The 16,948-nt window shown below is 44.0% G+C and carries 16 protein-coding genes; 7 read left to right on the forward strand and 9 right to left on the reverse strand.

The window, feature by feature from the left end; all coding sequences use genetic code 11:
- The first annotated feature begins 1 nt into the window (after window position 1).
- Genes hisD through hisIE form a run of 7 tightly spaced genes read left to right on the forward strand, consistent with a single transcriptional unit; the run spans window position 2 to window position 6,136 of the window.
- A complete protein-coding gene (hisD, locus tag LA337_14525; GenBank protein ID UBI14399.1) occupies window positions 2-1,306 on the forward strand; it encodes a histidinol dehydrogenase in 1,305 nt (434 codons plus the stop codon).
- Window positions 1,303-2,382, forward strand: a complete 1,080-nt coding sequence (gene hisC, locus LA337_14530) for a histidinol-phosphate transaminase (GenBank protein ID UBI14400.1) — start codon at window positions 1,303-1,305, stop codon at window positions 2,380-2,382. The genes hisD and hisC overlap by 4 nt, the downstream gene beginning before the upstream one ends.
- Window positions 2,379-3,446, forward strand: a complete 1,068-nt coding sequence (hisB, locus tag LA337_14535; protein ID UBI14401.1) for a bifunctional histidinol-phosphatase/imidazoleglycerol-phosphate dehydratase HisB — start codon at window positions 2,379-2,381, stop codon at window positions 3,444-3,446. The genes hisC and hisB overlap by 4 nt, the downstream gene beginning before the upstream one ends.
- Window positions 3,446-4,036 carry an imidazole glycerol phosphate synthase subunit HisH gene (gene hisH, locus LA337_14540; GenBank protein ID UBI14402.1) on the forward strand — a complete coding sequence of 197 codons (591 nt, stop codon included), beginning with the start codon at window positions 3,446-3,448 and terminating at the stop codon, window positions 4,034-4,036. Before hisB ends, hisH begins: the two co-directional genes overlap by 1 nt.
- On the forward strand, window positions 4,036-4,773 hold the full coding sequence (gene hisA, locus LA337_14545; protein UBI14403.1) for a 1-(5-phosphoribosyl)-5-[(5-phosphoribosylamino)methylideneamino]imidazole-4-carboxamide isomerase: 738 nt from the start codon (window positions 4,036-4,038) through the stop codon (window positions 4,771-4,773). The genes hisH and hisA overlap by 1 nt, the downstream gene beginning before the upstream one ends.
- Window positions 4,755-5,531, forward strand: a complete 777-nt coding sequence (gene hisF / locus LA337_14550) for an imidazole glycerol phosphate synthase subunit HisF (protein ID UBI14404.1) — start codon at window positions 4,755-4,757, stop codon at window positions 5,529-5,531. The genes hisA and hisF overlap by 19 nt, the downstream gene beginning before the upstream one ends.
- Entirely contained in the window at window positions 5,525-6,136 is a 612-nt protein-coding gene (hisIE, locus tag LA337_14555) for a bifunctional phosphoribosyl-AMP cyclohydrolase/phosphoribosyl-ATP diphosphatase HisIE (protein ID UBI14405.1), read from the forward strand. Before hisF ends, hisIE begins: the two co-directional genes overlap by 7 nt.
- Before the next feature lie 46 nt (window positions 6,137-6,182).
- Here hisIE and ugd read toward each other — a convergent pair whose 3' ends face one another.
- The 9 genes from ugd to gndA form a co-directional block, all read right to left on the reverse strand.
- Window positions 6,183-7,349 carry a UDP-glucose 6-dehydrogenase gene (ugd, locus tag LA337_14560; protein ID UBI14406.1) on the reverse strand — a complete coding sequence of 389 codons (1,167 nt, stop codon included), beginning with the start codon at window positions 7,347-7,349 and terminating at the stop codon, window positions 6,183-6,185.
- Between the two features lie 279 nt (window positions 7,350-7,628).
- Window positions 7,629-8,003: a GtrA family protein gene (locus LA337_14565; GenBank protein ID UBI14407.1), complete on the reverse strand. Its 375-nt coding sequence runs from the start codon at window positions 8,001-8,003 to the stop codon at window positions 7,629-7,631.
- A complete protein-coding gene (locus tag LA337_14570; protein ID UBI14408.1) occupies window positions 7,993-10,611 on the reverse strand; it encodes a hypothetical protein in 2,619 nt (872 codons plus the stop codon). The genes LA337_14565 and LA337_14570 overlap by 11 nt, the downstream gene beginning before the upstream one ends.
- 272 nt (window positions 10,612-10,883) lie before the next feature.
- Window positions 10,884-11,618 (reverse strand): glycosyltransferase family 2 protein, encoded by a 735-nt coding sequence (locus LA337_14575; protein ID UBI14409.1) that lies wholly within the window; start codon window positions 11,616-11,618, stop codon window positions 10,884-10,886.
- Window position 11,619: 1 nt separating this feature from the next.
- Entirely contained in the window at window positions 11,620-12,018 is a 399-nt protein-coding gene (locus tag LA337_14580) for a capsular biosynthesis protein (protein ID UBI14410.1), read from the reverse strand.
- Between the two features lie 9 nt (window positions 12,019-12,027).
- Window positions 12,028-13,509, reverse strand: coding sequence for a hypothetical protein (locus LA337_14585; protein ID UBI14411.1), 1,482 nt, complete (start codon window positions 13,507-13,509; stop codon window positions 12,028-12,030).
- 11 nt (window positions 13,510-13,520) lie between these two features.
- Window positions 13,521-14,390 carry a flippase-like domain-containing protein gene (locus tag LA337_14590; protein ID UBI14412.1) on the reverse strand — a complete coding sequence of 290 codons (870 nt, stop codon included), beginning with the start codon at window positions 14,388-14,390 and terminating at the stop codon, window positions 13,521-13,523.
- A 1-nt stretch (window position 14,391) separates the two neighbouring features.
- Window positions 14,392-15,192 (reverse strand): glycosyltransferase family 2 protein, encoded by an 801-nt coding sequence (locus LA337_14595; GenBank protein UBI14413.1) that lies wholly within the window; start codon window positions 15,190-15,192, stop codon window positions 14,392-14,394.
- A 273-nt stretch (window positions 15,193-15,465) separates the two neighbouring features.
- Window positions 15,466-16,872, reverse strand: a complete 1,407-nt coding sequence (gndA, locus tag LA337_14600) for an NADP-dependent phosphogluconate dehydrogenase (protein UBI14414.1) — start codon at window positions 16,870-16,872, stop codon at window positions 15,466-15,468.
- Window positions 16,873-16,948 lie beyond the last annotated feature (76 nt).

The following is a 16,948-nucleotide window of genomic DNA, read 5'->3' on the forward strand; positions in this document are numbered from 1 at the left end:
CATGAGCTTCAATACCCTGATTGACTGGAATAGCTGTAGCCCTGAGCAGCAGCGCGAACTGCTGATGCGCCCGGCGATTTCCGCCTCTGAAAGCATCAGCCGCACGGTGGCCGAGATCCTTGAGAACGTCAAAAATAATGGCGACCGGGCGCTACGTGGATACAGCGCGAAATTTGATAAAACCGAGGTCGGCGCACTGCGCGTCACCGAGGAAGAAATTCAGCAGGCCAGCAGTCGCCTGAGCGACGAACTGAAACAAGCCATGCAGGCGGCGGTGCGTAATATTGCTACTTTCCACACCGCGCAAATCCTGCCGCCGGTGGACATCGAAACCCAGCCGGGTGTCCGCTGCCAGCAGGTGACTCGTCCTATCGCTTCCGTGGGCCTGTATATTCCAGGGGGATCGGCGCCGCTGTTCTCTACCGTATTAATGCTGGCGACCCCGGCGCGCATCGCCGGGTGCCAAAAAGTGGTGCTCTGCTCACCGCCGCCGATTGCCGATGAAATTCTCTACGCCGCACAGCTGTGTGGCGTAAAAGAGGTGTTTAATGTGGGCGGCGCGCAGGCTATTGCCGCGCTGGCGCTGGGGACTGAATCTATTCCAAAGGTCGATAAAATCTTCGGGCCAGGCAATGCGTATGTGACCGAAGCCAAACGCCAGGTTAGCCAGCGTCTTGACGGCGCGGCTATCGACATGCCTGCTGGCCCGTCCGAAGTGCTGGTTATCGCCGACAGCGGCGCAACGCCAGACTTTGTCGCTTCCGATCTGCTTTCTCAGGCCGAACACGGCCCCGACTCGCAGGTTATCCTCCTGACGCCAGACGCTACGCTGGCAGAGGGCGTTGCCAAAGCCGTTGAACGCCAGCTCGCCGAACTTTCCCGCGCTGAGACCGCGCGCCAGGCGCTCAGTGCCAGCCGACTGATTGTCGCCAACGATCTTGAGCAGTGCGTGGACATTTCTAACGCCTACGGCCCGGAACACCTGATTATTCAGACCCGTAACGCGCGAGAGCTGGTTGACGATATCACCAGCGCCGGTTCGGTGTTCCTCGGCGACTGGTCACCGGAATCCGCAGGCGACTACGCTTCTGGCACCAACCACGTTCTTCCAACCTACGGCTATACCGCGACCTGCTCAAGCCTTGGGCTGGCGGATTTCCAGAAACGGATGACCGTACAGGAATTAACACCTCAAGGATTCTCTGCCCTGGCCTCAACCATTGAAACACTGGCCGCTGCTGAACGACTGACTGCCCACAAAAATGCCGTCACCCTGCGCGTTAACGCCCTGAAGGAGCAAGCATGAGCACTGACAACTTTCTCAGCGTCACTGATTTAGCCCGTAAGAATGTTCGCGAGTTAACGCCCTATCTGTCTGCTCGTCGCCTTGGCGGCAACGGCGATGTCTGGCTCAACGCGAATGAGTACCCCACCGCCGTTGAGTTTCAGCTAAGCCAGCAGACGCTGAACCGCTACCCGGAGTGCCAGCCGAAAGCGGTGATTGAGAATTACGCGCAGTATGCTGGCGTCAAACCGGAACAGGTGCTGGTCAGCCGCGGCGCAGATGAAGGGATCGAACTGCTGGTGCGTGCATTTTGTGAACCCGGTAAAGATGCAATTTTGTACTGTCCGCCGACTTACGGCATGTACAGCGTCAGCGCAGAAACGATTGGCGTTGAATGCCGCACCGTCCCGACCCTTGATAACTGGCAACTGGATTTGCAGGGCATCGCGGACAAGCTTGATGGCGTGAAGGTAGTCTACGTATGCAGCCCCAACAACCCAACCGGCCAGCTGATTAACCCACAAGACCTGCGCGCACTGCTCGAACTGACGCAGGGTAAAGCCATTGTGGTCGCTGATGAGGCCTATATTGAGTTCTGTCCGCAGGCCACGCTGGCAGGCTGGCTTTCTGAATATCCGCATCTGGCGATATTACGCACGCTGTCCAAAGCGTTTGCTCTCGCCGGTTTACGCTGCGGCTTTACGCTGGCGAATGAAGAGGTTATCAATCTGCTGTTAAAGGTGATTGCTCCCTACCCGCTCTCTACGCCGGTGGCGGATATTGCCGCCCAGGCGCTGACGCCGCAAGGGATTTCCGCCATGCGCCAACGTGTAGAGCAGATCCTGCAAGAGCGTCAGTATCTGGTGGAGAACCTGAAAGAAATTCGCTGTGTAGAACAGGTTTTCAACTCTGAAACCAACTATGTTCTGGCGCGCTTCACCGCATCAAGCAGCGTATTTAAATCTTTGTGGGATCAGGGCATTATCTTACGAGATCAGAATAAACAACCTTCGTTAAGCGGCTGCCTGCGAATTACTGTCGGAACCCGTGAAGAGAGCCAGCGCGTCATTGACGCCTTACGTGCGGAGCAAGTATGAGCCAGAAGTATCTTTTTATTGACCGTGATGGAACCCTGATTTCCGAACCGCCAAGTGACTATCAGGTCGATCGCTTTGACAAACTCGCCTTCGAGCCGGAAGTCGTTCCCGTTTTGCTGAAACTGCAAAAGGCGGGCTTTAAGCTGGTAATGATTACTAACCAGGATGGACTCGGTACGCAGAGCTTCCCGCAGGTTGATTTTGACGGTCCGCATAACCTGATGATGCAAATCTTCACCTCTCAGGGCGTTGCGTTTGATGAGGTACTGATCTGCCCGCACCTGCCAGCGGACGAGTGCGATTGCCGTAAGCCAAAAGTGAAGCTGGTTGAGCAGTATCTGGTTGAGCAGGCTATGGATGTGGCAAACAGCTACGTCATTGGCGACCGGGCGACCGATATTCAGCTCGCTGAAAATATGGGCATTAGCGGATTACGCTATCACCGCGATACCCTGAACTGGCCGATGATCGGCGAGCAACTGACCAAACGTGACCGCTACGCGCACGTTGAACGTAATACCAAAGAAACGCAGATTGACGTCAAAGTCTGGCTCGACCGCGAAGGCAGTAGCAAAATTAATACCGGCGTTGGCTTCTTTGACCACATGCTGGATCAAATCGCCACCCACGGCGGTTTTCGCATGGAGATTGCCGTCAAGGGCGATCTGTATATAGACGATCACCACACCGTTGAAGATACCGGTCTGGCGCTGGGTGAAGCCTTAAAGCTGGCATTAGGCGATAAACGTGGCATCAACCGTTTTGGTTTTGTGCTGCCGATGGACGAGTGTCTGGCACGTTGCGCGCTGGATATCTCCGGGCGTCCGCACCTGGAATATCGCGCAGAATTTACCTACCAGCGCGTGGGCGATCTGAGCACGGAGATGATTGAACACTTCTTCCGTTCGCTCTCCTATACCATGGGCGTCACCTTACACCTGAAAACCAAAGGGAAAAATGACCACCACCGTGTGGAGAGCCTGTTTAAAGCCTTTGGTCGTACGCTGCGTCAGGCGATTCGTGTAGAAGGCGACACGCTGCCCTCCTCAAAAGGAGTGCTGTAATGAACGTGGTGATCCTTGATACCGGTTGCGCCAACCTGCACTCGGTAAAATCCGCCGTCGCACGCCATGGATACGACCCAGTTGTCAGCCGTGACCCGGACGTAGTGCTGCGTGCCGATAAACTGTTTCTGCCAGGCGTCGGTACCGCCCAGGCGGCTATGGACCAGTTGCACGAGCGCGATCTGATTGAACTGATTAAAGCCTGTACGCAACCGGTACTGGGGATCTGCTTAGGCATGCAACTGCTTGGCCGTCGTAGCGAAGAGAGTAACGGTGTTTCCCTGCTGGGCATTATTGAGCAGGACGTTCCGAAGATGACCGATTTCGGTCTGCCTCTGCCGCATATGGGCTGGAATCGCATCTATCCGCAGGCGGGAAATCGTCTGTTCCAGGGCATTGAAGATGGCGCGTATTTCTACTTTGTACACAGCTACGCTATGCCGGTAAACCCGTGGACCATCGCCCAGTGCAATTACGGCGAACCGTTTACCGCGGCAGTACAAAAGGACAATTTCTTTGGCGTGCAGTTTCACCCGGAACGTTCGGGCGCGGCTGGGGCGCAGTTGCTGAAAAACTTTCTGGAGATGTAATGATTATTCCGGCATTAGATTTAATCGACGGCACGGTGGTGCGTCTTCATCAGGGCGATTACGCTAAGCAACGTGATTACGGCAACGATCCTCTTCCCCGTTTGCAGGATTATGCAGCCCAGGGCGCAGAGGTACTGCACCTGGTAGATTTAACCGGCGCGAAAGATCCGGCGCAGCGCCAGATCCCACTGATTAAAACGCTGGTCGCTGGCGTCAATGTTCCGGTTCAGGTTGGCGGTGGCGTGCGTACGGAAGCGGACGTTGCGGCGCTTCTTGACGCAGGTGTGGCACGCGTGGTGGTGGGTTCGACGGCGGTAAAATCCCCCGAGGAAGTCAAGAGTTGGTTTACCCGTTTTGGCGCCGACGCGCTGGTGCTGGCGCTGGACGTTCGTATTGACGAGCGCGGCAATAAACAGGTAGCGGTTAGCGGCTGGCAGGAAGATTCCGGGGTTTCACTGGAAGAACTGGTTGAGGCCTATTTACCCGTCGGCCTGAAGCACGTGCTGTGCACCGATATCTCCCGCGATGGTACGCTGGCAGGCTCGAACGTCGCGCTTTATGAAGAAGTGTGCGCCAAATACCCACAGGTCGCGTTTCAGTCATCTGGCGGCATTGGCGGAATTGAGGATGTAGTAGCCCTGCGCGGGACCGGAGTTCGCGGCGTGATTGTCGGACGAGCCCTGCTGGAAGGAAAGTTCACCGTTGAGGAGGCCATTCAATGCTGGCAAAACGCATAATTCCTTGTCTGGACGTCCGTGATGGTCAGGTGGTAAAAGGCGTCCAGTTCCGTAATCACGAGATTATTGGCGACATTGTCCCGCTGGCCAAACGCTATGCCGATGAAGGCGCAGATGAACTGGTGTTCTACGATATCACCGCGTCCAGCGATGGCCGCGTAGTGGATAAAAGCTGGGTATCACGCGTAGCGGAAGTGATCGATATTCCATTCTGTGTTGCCGGTGGCATTAAATCCATCGACGATGCGGCACGTATCCTCTCCTTCGGGGCGGACAAAATCTCCATCAACTCCCCGGCGCTGGCCGAACCGGAGCTTATCACTCGTCTGGCGGACCGCTTCGGCGTGCAGTGCATCGTGGTGGGCATTGATACCTGGTATGACATCGAAACCGGCAAATATCATGTGAATCAGTATACCGGGGATGAAAGCCGTACCCGCGTCACGCAGTGGGAAACGCTGGACTGGGTACAGGAAGTCCAAAAACGCGGCGCAGGCGAAATCGTACTGAACATGATGAACCAGGACGGCGTACGTAACGGTTATGACCTGGAGCAGTTGAAAAAAGTGCGCGACGTTTGCCATGTACCGCTGATTGCCTCCGGCGGCGCGGGCACTATGGAACATTTCCTGGAAGCTTTCCGGGACGCCGACGTGGACGGCGCGCTTGCCGCCTCCGTCTTTCACAAGCAAATTATCAATATTGGCGAATTAAAAGCGTACCTGGCAACACAGGGCGTGGAGATCAGGATATGTTAACGAAACAACAATGCCGCGAGCTGGACTGGGAAAAAACCGACGGACTGATGCCAGTCATCGTGCAGCATGCGGTTTCCGGTGAAGTATTGATGCTGGGTTATATGAACCCGGAGGCGCTGGATACAACGCTCGAAAGCGGCAAAGTGACCTTTTTCTCGCGGACCAAGCAACGCCTGTGGACCAAAGGTGAAACCTCTGGCAACTTTCTTAATGTGGTGAGCATTGCACCTGACTGCGACAACGACACCCTGCTTGTGCTGGTTAACCCGATTGGCCCGACCTGCCATAAAGGCACCTCAAGCTGCTTTGGCGACGCCAGCCACCAGTGGCTGTTCCTGTATCAACTCGAGCAACTGCTTGCCGAACGTAAAACCGCAGATCCAGCAAGTTCCTACACCGCGAAGCTGTATTCCAGCGGCACTAAACGCATTGCCCAGAAAGTGGGCGAGGAAGGCGTGGAAACCGCGCTTGCCGCAACCGTGAACGATCGTTTCGAGTTAACGAATGAAGCCTCTGACCTGATGTATCACCTGCTGGTGCTGCTGCAGGATCAGGACCTCGACCTGACGACGGTGATTGAGAATTTACGCAAAAGACAGCAGTAATAGACAGATACCGGCACTATGCCGGTATCTTTATTTTATTGATAGTTTAATCATTTCCGAATAAATCTCTGGTATAAACTTTATCGGCTACATCCAGCAGTTCTTCGGCCATCCGGTTAGAGATGATAACATCGGACTCACTTTTAAATTTAGTCAGATCACGCTCAACCCGCGAATTAAAAAAACTATCCTCTGGCAATACAGGTTCATAGATTATGACAGGGATACCTTTCGCTTTAATACGCTTCATAATACCCTGTATAGACGATGCTCTAAAATTATCTGAGCCACTTTTCATGATCAGTCGATAAATACCGACGACCTTTGGCTTTCGTGAAATAATTGCATCAGCAATAAAGTCTTTTCGCGTCCGGTTGGCATCAACGATTGCTGAAATAATATTATTGGGTACAGACTGATAGTTGGCGAGTAGTTGCTTCGTGTCTTTTGGCAGACAGTATCCACCGTAACCGAAAGAGGGATTGTTGTAATGGTTACCAATGCGCGGGTCCAGACAGACCCCTTCTATGATCTGTCGCGCATTGAGCCCTAAACTCTCTGCATAGCTATCAAGTTCGTTAAAATAGGCTACGCGCATAGCCAGGTAGGTATTTGCAAAGAGCTTGATAGCTTCGGCTTCGGTTGAGTCCGTAAATAGGGTCGGAATATCTTTCTTTAATGCCCCTTCCTGTAGCAGAGCAGCAAAACGCTCAGCGCGCTCTGAACGCTCGCCGATGACAATACGAGATGGGTACAAGTTGTCATATAGTGCTTTACCCTCACGCAGGAATTCTGGTGAAAAGAAAATATTGTCGGTGCCCAATTTTTCTTTAATAGAATTAGTAAAACCTACTGGGATGGTAGATTTAATGACCATTACTGCATCTGGATTAATTGCAACCACGTCGCGAATAACAGATTCGACACTTGAGGTATTAAAGTAATTAGTCTTTGGATCATAATCAGTGGGTGTCGCGATAATGACGTAGTCCGCATCGCGGTAGGCATCATACTTATCAGTCGTTGCGCGGAAGTTTAGTGACCTGGTCGCCAAATACTCTTCAATATCTTTATCCACAATCGGCGATTGTTTCTGATTCAGCATCTCGACTTTCGTCTGGATGATATCCAGTGCCACCACTTCGTGGCTCTGAGCAATCAGAATACCATTTGACAAGCCAACATATCCGGTACCAGAAATGGTGATTTTCATTTAATTATCTCAGGGTTAACTTTTGCTCATCATGTTTGTATCATCATGACATGTATTAAAAGTTGTAACGTCTGAGTTGATGAAGTGTCAATGAAAGACAGTACAATTCAGATTTACTTCATAACTATAGATCTCATTTATTAAGTTAATATTAAGGAAAAAGTAAAAATCAATAAGAATTTAGACAAAAAAAAGCCCAGACAATTAGAGCTGGGCTTAAAAAACAAAAAGCATTCAGCAATAGCGCTGAATGATATATTTACATATTTAAATTAACATCTACTTTAAACGTAATCGTCCAGTGGTCAAAAAAGACATAAACTGGAAGTTTGCGTAGAAGGTTAAAGGTGTAACTATAATTTTTGCTACTATAGGCAATATCTCATATTGTAAAGCTATGAAGTCAATGAGTAGTGATGCACAAACTATAGCAATTAATTGATAAACTATATAATTAAAAAGTTTCCAAATGATATAGTGGCCATTATATTGGAAAATTCTCCTGACTGAAACAAAGAAAACAAACAATACAGCAGCAGTGGCACCAACAATATTAGCCAGCCAGATTGGAAGTCCTAATAAATTCAATAATGCGAAGATAGAAAAATCAATTAACCATCCCAGGCCTGAGACAACGGCGAATCTAACAATCATTGCCTACACCTTTATATTTTCTCACCTTGGATTCTATCAATATGAGCATAGGCAACATGAAACCTATAAGTTGCAATTCGTAAAGATAAAGGAAGACCGATGCAGGAGCAAAGAAAAGGAAAACAGTGGCTCTAATAAGCTCGGCACAAGCAATAACAGCTGCAAACGGCGCTCGTTTAAAAAACACTATAGCCATAAAGCACATAAGTATTTGCAAATAATTACTTGAAATGTAATCAGACCATTTCATTAAGCTTTTCATTAAATTAGCAGATAAATGAGGGTGTGGGCCAAACCCCATAAGTTCGACTGTTTGTTTCCAAGGGTTAGTTGTACTTAATAGATGATCAGATAATCCAGGAAGAATATTAAACTGTGGTGAAGCTATAGGAGGCAAAGGAAAAATATCTGTTCCCAGTATAGCTGTAAAAGATGAAAGCCGGAGGTGTAGAAAAAGTACAGGCTCCTTTATAGCACTTATAAAATACAATTTCGTAAGTTGTTTAGATACTTCAGATGTTGGTAGAGGCCTTTCTGAGGCTGTCTGATGCCAATAGACTACATTATAAGGAGACCAGTTTTTTAAAGCATACTCAACATCCATAATTTTATTTAGCGACACATAAATATCTTTATACAATTGAGGATCCAACTTATCTTTGCCATAGACCAACATACCTGTTAGAGGATTCATAACAGCAGTTGAGGCGTAAAGACGTTTCTCTTCCTCCGCGCGATGACGATCTGGATAAACTAATGGTTCTACGACCTTATTTATAGCCCCCCAACTCATTGCTATAAGCAGTAAAACCGAGAACAATTTAACACTCGGTTTAAAAGTTAATAGGCTAAGACCGATAGCGATAAAAATTATTGAAGGTACGTTATCAATACGTAATAATGCTAATGCAATGCCAAGTACAAAAAGTGTGACTGTAAAAAATAGTTTTGCATTTAAACTAAGTTTTCGCCAATATATTGCCAGGCAAAAACTGCCAAGCATGAATAGAGCAAGAGTCAAACCATTGAAAGCATCACGGAGATGAGTAAGCATCCCCAATATAATTACTGTCAATGGAATATAAACAATAGCCCAGATGACACCCCACCACGCCAACTTACCCTGGTAATAACGAAAAAATAAAGAGCAAGAACCAAGCAAAACAACAGAGGTAGCCAGAAACGACCATACTGTGATGACTTGTGGCATATTTGACAATAAAAATCCACCTACGATTAGGGGATAACCAATGCCGTACCAAAGAGTGATCTGCCCTGCTTGCGCCTGAATATAAGGAGAAAAACCATCCCACCCTAGAACAGCTGGCCATCCGATCACCATAGCAATGAGCAACCACCCAAAGATGCCAAAGCTCACTATCCAAATCTTTTTAGATTGGGCATTTATCGCAGAACTAATCAGGCAACGCATTATTGCAAATAAAAAATAAGCCAAAAAAACGAAACTGATACTAACAAGTACAAATGCCACTTTCATAGCTTTAAAGCTACCAAAGTCAGGGTAGTTGAAAGAGGTTAATTTTACACCCTCACCTTTTTCATTTACACCCAAAGTCTTATAAAAGCCAGGTTTAAGAGCACTGATACGGATGAGAGTTGAAAACTCTGAGTTATTATTATCAGTCACCGAAACTGAATTAACCCACTGAGAAAAACGGTCCCATGCACTAGCGTAAATCACTGCACGCGAACTAGTTGCCGTAAGCACATCCTTATTTTTTGAAATATAAACAAAATACTTATCCGTATTTTTATCTGGCTCAACATTTTCTAGTTGGTATTTTATACGCCCGTCTGTTAACCATATATGAGGGCTGTCACCGAATATTTGATATACGCAACCTTCACTTTCTTTCGAAAAATCACAGACTTGTTCTGTTTTAATAACTTCACCGTCAATCTGAAAGCGAGAGAATGAACCGTCACTTACTTCAAGATGCCACTCAGACGAGCTTGAATTAGGATAGTGTTCGGTATGAACAGAACCTGTTTTCACAGGAAATGTTAAGGCTTTAGTAAAGCCATAACCAGCATCGAATGACATTTTTGATGGAGAGCCATTCCCGGAAAGGACTACTAATTCCAGGTCGCCTGTATAAGAGATATCCTTGACGTACCACAGAGAAGCGCCAGTTACTACCAAACACAGGGCTAATAGTTTCGCAATTTCAGATTGTCGCCCACTACCTGGAGTTGTAAGGGCGAAAAAAAGTAGGCTAAGCGATATAAATATTGAAACCCTCTGCAGCCAGCTCTTCCAAGAAACAGCGCCATCAGGAAGTGGGATGTTAATTGTATGCGCGTTGGAAGAATAGAGATCAATTTCTCGCTCATCATTACCTATTTTTAATTTAGCAACACCAGAGTATGCATGACTAGTTAAACTAAGATGCGAGTCATTGCTCCATTGGCCAGAAAATGTGATTGTATTTGGCTGGTTCTGATAAGAAACATATACTCCGGGTCTTTTTTCCCAGCCGGGATATGAAACAGAAATATGTGATTTAGGATTCGTAACGAATTGAACAAAAACCTCAGAAGATATCGACTCAGGATTTTTCTGTCCCGTAGCAGTGATACTGACCACGGGAAAATCATTCTGAACTAACGGAACTGAGAAAGTGAAAAATAGAGCAGCCACTAGTGGCGCTATTACCCATATAGATATTGCTTTTTTGTCTCTTGTAATAAAAAAGAAAGAAACAGCACCACTAACAGATAATATCAGAGAGTAAATTACATTACTCAATGATAACGAATTATATAGTGGGGCTAGAAACATCAATGTCAACGCAACGAAAAAAAATATGGGGTATAAGCTTCTAGCATTTCGCATTTGCAAGAAATTCACTAAGTTAATTAAATCCGAGGTTTTTTAGCAGACATGAAACATTGGACTTCTGTTGGTGTTCCAAGCGGAGAAACGGCATCAAAAGGTACCTGATGAATATAAACATCAAGACCTTTTTGAATCATCTCACGGTACATTGGTGCAATATATTTCTCACCTTTTTCCATATTTGAGGAATCTTTATAGTATTCAGAATAAATATCACGATAAAGATTAAAGGAAGAGAACCAATAGAGACCAATAGTCGCATGTTCAGAAATGCGAACTTTCTCTCGTAAATCGATAACACGATTATCAACATCAACTTGCGCAAAACTCCACCCCTCACCTTTACCGGGAAAACATGGAATCCAGCCATCCCCCTGTACAGCACTCACAGGTAGCGAGTCAGGGTGAACAAAGGTATCTATGTTGTATACAATAAAAGGAAGTTCTGGCTCAGTAATCAAATCACCACCAAGCAATGCTGAGGTGGCTTGCCCATCTGTAAGTTCATCAATTTCAAGTATTTTGCATGACTTAATATTAGCTTTACAGGATTGCTCCTCAATAAAGCACTTTGCGTTATCCTCTTTTCTAACAACAAAAATAAAATTGGCACCTGCATCAATAAATGTTTTCAAACTGGACATTGACCAATAAAATAACGTATATCCATGAACAACGATCTCATACTTAGGACATGTATACCCAGCATCCCTAAAGCGCTTACCCAACCCAGCCATTGTAATTACAATATTCATATTATTGACCTCCTGGCTCATCACCAATTAATGCCAGAATTTCTTCATAAGATAATTTTAAAAATTCATCAGGGCGTATACTTTTATCATCTACATAGAATCCACCACGACCGGGCCAGGGTTTTCCCAGGTGCATTTCATCATATGGAATATTATGGCGTTCCAGCCATTCCATAAGTTGCTTACCCGTTACTGCTGCAATACGTCCAATATTTCCCTGGAATGTATTCATGTTTCTTGCAGAATATAATATGATATAAAAACCTTTTGCTTTATACTCACGAAGTAAACTAATCATATCCTCAAATGGTTCAAGCTCTGAATAATCCTCATCGGGCTTGCGAATTGGACATAATGTACCATCAACATCAAATACAATACTTCTTGTTTTATTAATCATTATAATTCCTTAAAGCTGTGTTTCAATTTCATCCAGGATGATTTCGGCATTAATTAAAAAAGCGATAACTTTTTTAGGTGAATCAATGTGCAGAGGCACCATACTTAGAAATAGTGAAGCCTCAAATAAACGAATGAGCACAGGGTTATAACCTATTTCTTTTAATTTGTTCTGGAATATATTTTTCGCCCATAATGGACTACTATTATCCAACGTAAGTCTTACACTGAGATTTTTTTCTAGATCTAGCGAGCAGAGTCCATAATTTATAAAATCATAATTTCCGCATACTGAGTGTGATAGTTTAGCAAGATCATAGTAAGGGCTGACATAAAGCTCATCTTCAGTATTGGCCCCACGAGGGTCAATGAATCGCATCAACCCTGTTGTTTTACTGTACAAGATGTTAGAAAAACACAAATCGCCATGACCGATTCTTAACTCGTTTGAAGATTGCGAACGACCATATTTATCAAATAGGGAGTAATAGCGTTGGAATAGTGATTCAATATCACCAAAGCGAGAATTAATATAAGGCTCCAACGATGGATATTCAGGTAAAGACTTCAATTGTAAAAGACGTTCTTTTACCTTGCCGAAAAATGCGTCATTATGGATTTCTTGAGCTGTTACACTATCTACCTTTTTCACTGGCCGAAGTTTTATAAAGTGGAATACTTTTTCAATAAAACGTTCAAAATTTAGTTCATTCATCGACCCATGGATCCATTGAAGTGCCATATCAGGCACAAAAAGGCGTTCCATTTTATAGCTCGCTCCAGTTGATTCCAATCTGAAATCATATGTCTGTATAAAGAACATCTTCAACTCTGGAGGTAACAGATCGTAATACTTACATTCTCGCTCAAGTTTTTTAGAATCAGTTGAATATTTGATTAAAGTGAAGTTATCAATTGGTTGAACTGAATTAAAAAAACGAACATCGAAATTACTGGTAAGATAATCTGTAAATCGCAAGGGATCACACATATCGATAAGTTCAACATCACTTTTTAGTAACTTGAGATTATCGATAAAGTTAAATATAAAGTCTCTAGGTTTAGAGTTATATTCAAGAGCATTTAAAAGTTCTCGTGCTGTTTGACCAACAACCGCACTAAGATAAATATCTTTTACACCAGTTAAAGTTTCATTCCCAACGATGGCAACTGAAGACCTTGTATAACTTATTTTTTTAAGAAAAAGGGAAGCATCTATCTCATCACATCCAAATGCAACGTAAGATGGCATATACATAACAACTAAATTTTGTGTATTCAAATAACCGAGTTGCCTTATTTTTTCGACATCGCTTTGAACATCACCTGAGATTTCCACAAATTTGATATTAGCTTCCGCGCAAATATCACTAACCCATTTATCCAGTGAACGCTTGCGATAATAAATATCTGAAAATTTGCTGACACCTAAAAGATTTGATATATCCTGGGGAACAGGTATCGAATTATCATATACCATTACAACTGTCATTTTTATTCCTTTTATTTTTTTAAATTCATCTGCATGTAGAAAAATAGTGAAACGTAACCAAAAATAATTAATAGAGTATTTTTCACTGCATCAACAGTTATTAGCTGCACTAACGATTTTGGGGAGTCAGTGAGAACAAACGAAAATTGAGCTAATAAGTCCTTAACAATTGGGATAATTTGTGTGTGGTCTAAGAAAAGCATTAATGATACTAGTTCAAAAATCCAGATAAAAATTGTTAATATCGATAGAGTTAAAATTTTTTCAGAAACAATTGGCCTTACTTTTTCTAAAATACTGGAGATGATATCTAGTAAATGCAGTATTTTGATAGCCTTACGGCCCCTGTAAGATCTTATCACATGTAGATTTAACGCACTTAACTGCTCTGGGAGAACAAAAAACATAACAATGCTAAAAAAGACAAATGCAAGCATTATCCACAATAATCCCCACATCCCTGCTAAAACCTGTACACCGCCCGAAAGATAGATTAGTAGAGCTAAAATACTTAGAGCAACAACATCAAATATTCTTTCAATCCATACTATTAAAATGCCTTTGCAGTAATTGTTTTCCCATCGAGACACTTCATTTATTCTTATCAACTCTCCGAGTTTGAATGGTATTACAGCCGAACATGCCGCTGTATAGAAATGCAAAGAGAGCAATTTCCGTATTTTTTGCGCCTTCAATAACACACCTAAGCGTATTGCACGAAGAAAATGGGCGACGATATATGCAACAGTGGGTACAATTAGAGCCGTAGCGAAACTGCTGAAGTCATATTTCGTTAAAGAGCTGACTGAAAAATACACAAATGCCAAACTACCAACTATTGTAGGGCATAGCTTTAATTGTGTTCTTCGAGAGAAAGTCATTTTAAAAATCCCTGCGATGATGCTGTTCCATAATTGTAAAATTATAACTATTAAATTCGCGACCTGAATAATTATTGGTCAGAAATTTATTACGCATAAATACATATCGAAGTAATATTTTTAATACTTCGCGAGACTGTTTAAATAATTTGACATTAGATATCTGATCGTCTTCACGCCATGTAATTGGAAAAAATTCCATATCCCATTTCCAATTTACTGTTGCTAAAATCATGAAGTAATTAAATGTCAAATTATTAGCAAAACCTTGATAATTTACAGAAGCTAAGGCTTTAACACTGTACATGTTTAAACCGGAACCCAAATCAAAGAGCTTTTTCCCACATGCCATGGAAAATAAATTATTAAAAACATAATTACCAAAAGTCCGAAACAAAGAATATCCTTCTAATTTTGATTTCGGCATGAATCTTGCTCCAAGGAGGCAATCTTTATCTCTGTGCTTACCTTCGATAATTAGTGGTAGAAGATCAGAAAGCGTTCCTTGATCATCACCATGCAAAACAATAATGTAATCAAACTTATTGTCTAGAGCATATTGAAATGCAGCTTTATGAGAACCACCTAATCCATAATTATCATTGTTACGTACAATTGTCACTGGCGTTTCAATACTTTTCGCTGCTTCAGATGCTGCAAGTAACGTATCATCGGTGCTTTGATTATCAACAACAATAATTTCATTTATGATTTTATTTATATTTAGACATTGATTAAGCACGCGAGGAATTTGTTTTTCACAATTATAAGCAGGAATAAACAAAAGAATTTTATCTTGCATTGATTTGCCCTAATAATTTCAGATTTTATAATTATCAATAGTATACAAATTATTACCCACAATCTATAAGATGGGTAATGTTAACTATAATTCAAGTTTTAATCGAAGATATCCCAGATAACATTGCATGTGAATATTAAATAAAGTTATTTTAGTTCAACTAAATTCAAATAAAAAAGCAATGATATTAATATATCAATATTGTTATAAATGCTTACTTCAAAAAGAAGCAAGCATTTGATTTAACGCACATTATTACTTCTAAAAAAGAGATTAATTAATCCATTCCGTATGATATACACCATCTTTATCTATACGTTTATAAGTATGCGCACCAAAATAATCACGTTGTGCCTGGATCAAATTTGCAGGGAGAACTTCTGCTCTATAGCTATCATAATACGCGATTGCAGCTGAGAATGTTGGTGCAGGAATACCATTTTGTACCGCATAGGCTACCACATCACGCAGAGCTTGCTGGTATTCATCAGCAATATTCTTGAAGTAGGGATCCAGCAGCAGGTTCGCGATTTTATCATTGTTTGCATAAGCATCAGTGATTTTCTGCAAGAACTGTGCACGAATGATGCAGCCAGCACGGAAAATCTTCGCGATCTCACCGTATTGCAGATCCCACTTATATTCATCAGATGCAGCACGCAATTGCGAGAATCCTTGTGCATAAGACACAATTTTCCCCAGATATAATGCACGACGAACTTTCTCAATAAACTCTACTTTGTCACCTGCAAGCTGAGCTTTAGGTCCGGTCAAGATCTTAGAAGCTGCTACGCGTTGGTCTTTCAGGGAGGAGATATACCGAGCGAATACAGATTCGGTAATCAGAGATAGCGGTTCGCCCAAGTCCAGAGAACTCTGACTGGTCCATTTACCAGTGCCTTTGTTAGCCGCTTCATCCAGGATCACATCAACCAGGAATTTACCCTCTTCATCTTTTTTGGTGAAAATGTCTTTGGTAATGTCGATCAGGTAACTGCTCAGCTCACCTTCATTCCACTTGGTAAAAGTGTCTGCCAGCTCTTCGTTTGACAGGTTAAGACCACCTTTTAGTAAAGAATAGGCTTCAGCAATCAGTTGCATATCGCCGTACTCAATACCATTGTGGACCATTTTCACGTAATGGCCTGCACCATCAGCGCCGATATAAGTTACACACGGTTCGCCATCTTCAGCAACAGCCGCGATTTTAGTCAATATTGGAGCAACTAACTCGTACGCTTCTTTCTGACCACCAGGCATAATAGATGGACCTTTCAACGCCCCTTCTTCACCACCGGATACACCGGTGCCGATGAAATTGAAACCTTCGGCGGACAGTTCCCGGTTACGGCGAATAGTATCCAGGAAGAAAGTATTACCGCCATCAATGATGATGTCACCTTTTTCCAGATACGGCTTAAGTGAATCAATGGCAGCATCTGTACCCGTCCCCGCCTTCACCATTAACAGGATACGACGAGGAGTTTCAAGTGATTCAACAAATTCTTTTACCGTGTAATAAGGAACCAGTTTCTTATCCGGATTCTCAGCAATGACTTCTTCGGTCTTTTCACGGGAGCGGTTGAATACGGAAACGGTATAGCCACGGCTTTCAATGTTGAGCGCCAGGTTGCGCCCCATTACTGCCATACCGACGACGCCGATCTGTTGCTTAGACATTACATACTCCTGTCAGGTGTAGATACCACGAACTTATTAACTCGCGATAATGATAAAAAACCAGGACCAAGGTTCA

The organism is Citrobacter europaeus (assembly GCA_020099315.1).
GTDB classification, from domain to species: domain Bacteria; phylum Pseudomonadota; class Gammaproteobacteria; order Enterobacterales; family Enterobacteriaceae; genus Citrobacter; species Citrobacter europaeus.

Excerpts from the sequence above, each read along its gene's own strand:
- hisD (UBI14399.1), top strand. The coding sequence starts at position 2 with ATGAGCTTCAATACCCTGATTGACTGGAATAGCTGTAGCCCTGAGCAG.
- hisC (UBI14400.1), top strand. The coding sequence starts at position 1,303 with ATGAGCACTGACAACTTTCTCAGCGTCACTGATTTAGCCCGTAAGAAT.
- hisB (UBI14401.1), top strand. The coding sequence starts at position 2,379 with ATGAGCCAGAAGTATCTTTTTATTGACCGTGATGGAACCCTGATTTCC.
- hisH (UBI14402.1), top strand. The coding sequence starts at position 3,446 with ATGAACGTGGTGATCCTTGATACCGGTTGCGCCAACCTGCACTCGGTA.
- hisA (UBI14403.1), top strand. The coding sequence starts at position 4,036 with ATGATTATTCCGGCATTAGATTTAATCGACGGCACGGTGGTGCGTCTT.
- hisF (UBI14404.1), top strand. The coding sequence starts at position 4,755 with ATGCTGGCAAAACGCATAATTCCTTGTCTGGACGTCCGTGATGGTCAG.
- hisIE (UBI14405.1), top strand. The coding sequence starts at position 5,525 with ATGTTAACGAAACAACAATGCCGCGAGCTGGACTGGGAAAAAACCGAC.
- ugd (UBI14406.1), bottom strand. The coding sequence starts at position 7,349 with ATGAAAATCACCATTTCTGGTACCGGATATGTTGGCTTGTCAAATGGT.
- LA337_14565 (UBI14407.1), bottom strand. The coding sequence starts at position 8,003 with ATGATTGTTAGATTCGCCGTTGTCTCAGGCCTGGGATGGTTAATTGAT.
- LA337_14575 (UBI14409.1), bottom strand. The coding sequence starts at position 11,618 with ATGAATATTGTAATTACAATGGCTGGGTTGGGTAAGCGCTTTAGGGAT.
- LA337_14580 (UBI14410.1), bottom strand. The coding sequence starts at position 12,018 with ATGATTAATAAAACAAGAAGTATTGTATTTGATGTTGATGGTACATTA.
- LA337_14585 (UBI14411.1), bottom strand. The coding sequence starts at position 13,509 with ATGACAGTTGTAATGGTATATGATAATTCGATACCTGTTCCCCAGGAT.
- LA337_14590 (UBI14412.1), bottom strand. The coding sequence starts at position 14,390 with ATGACTTTCTCTCGAAGAACACAATTAAAGCTATGCCCTACAATAGTT.
- LA337_14595 (UBI14413.1), bottom strand. The coding sequence starts at position 15,192 with ATGCAAGATAAAATTCTTTTGTTTATTCCTGCTTATAATTGTGAAAAA.
- gndA (UBI14414.1), bottom strand. The coding sequence starts at position 16,872 with ATGTCTAAGCAACAGATCGGCGTCGTCGGTATGGCAGTAATGGGGCGC.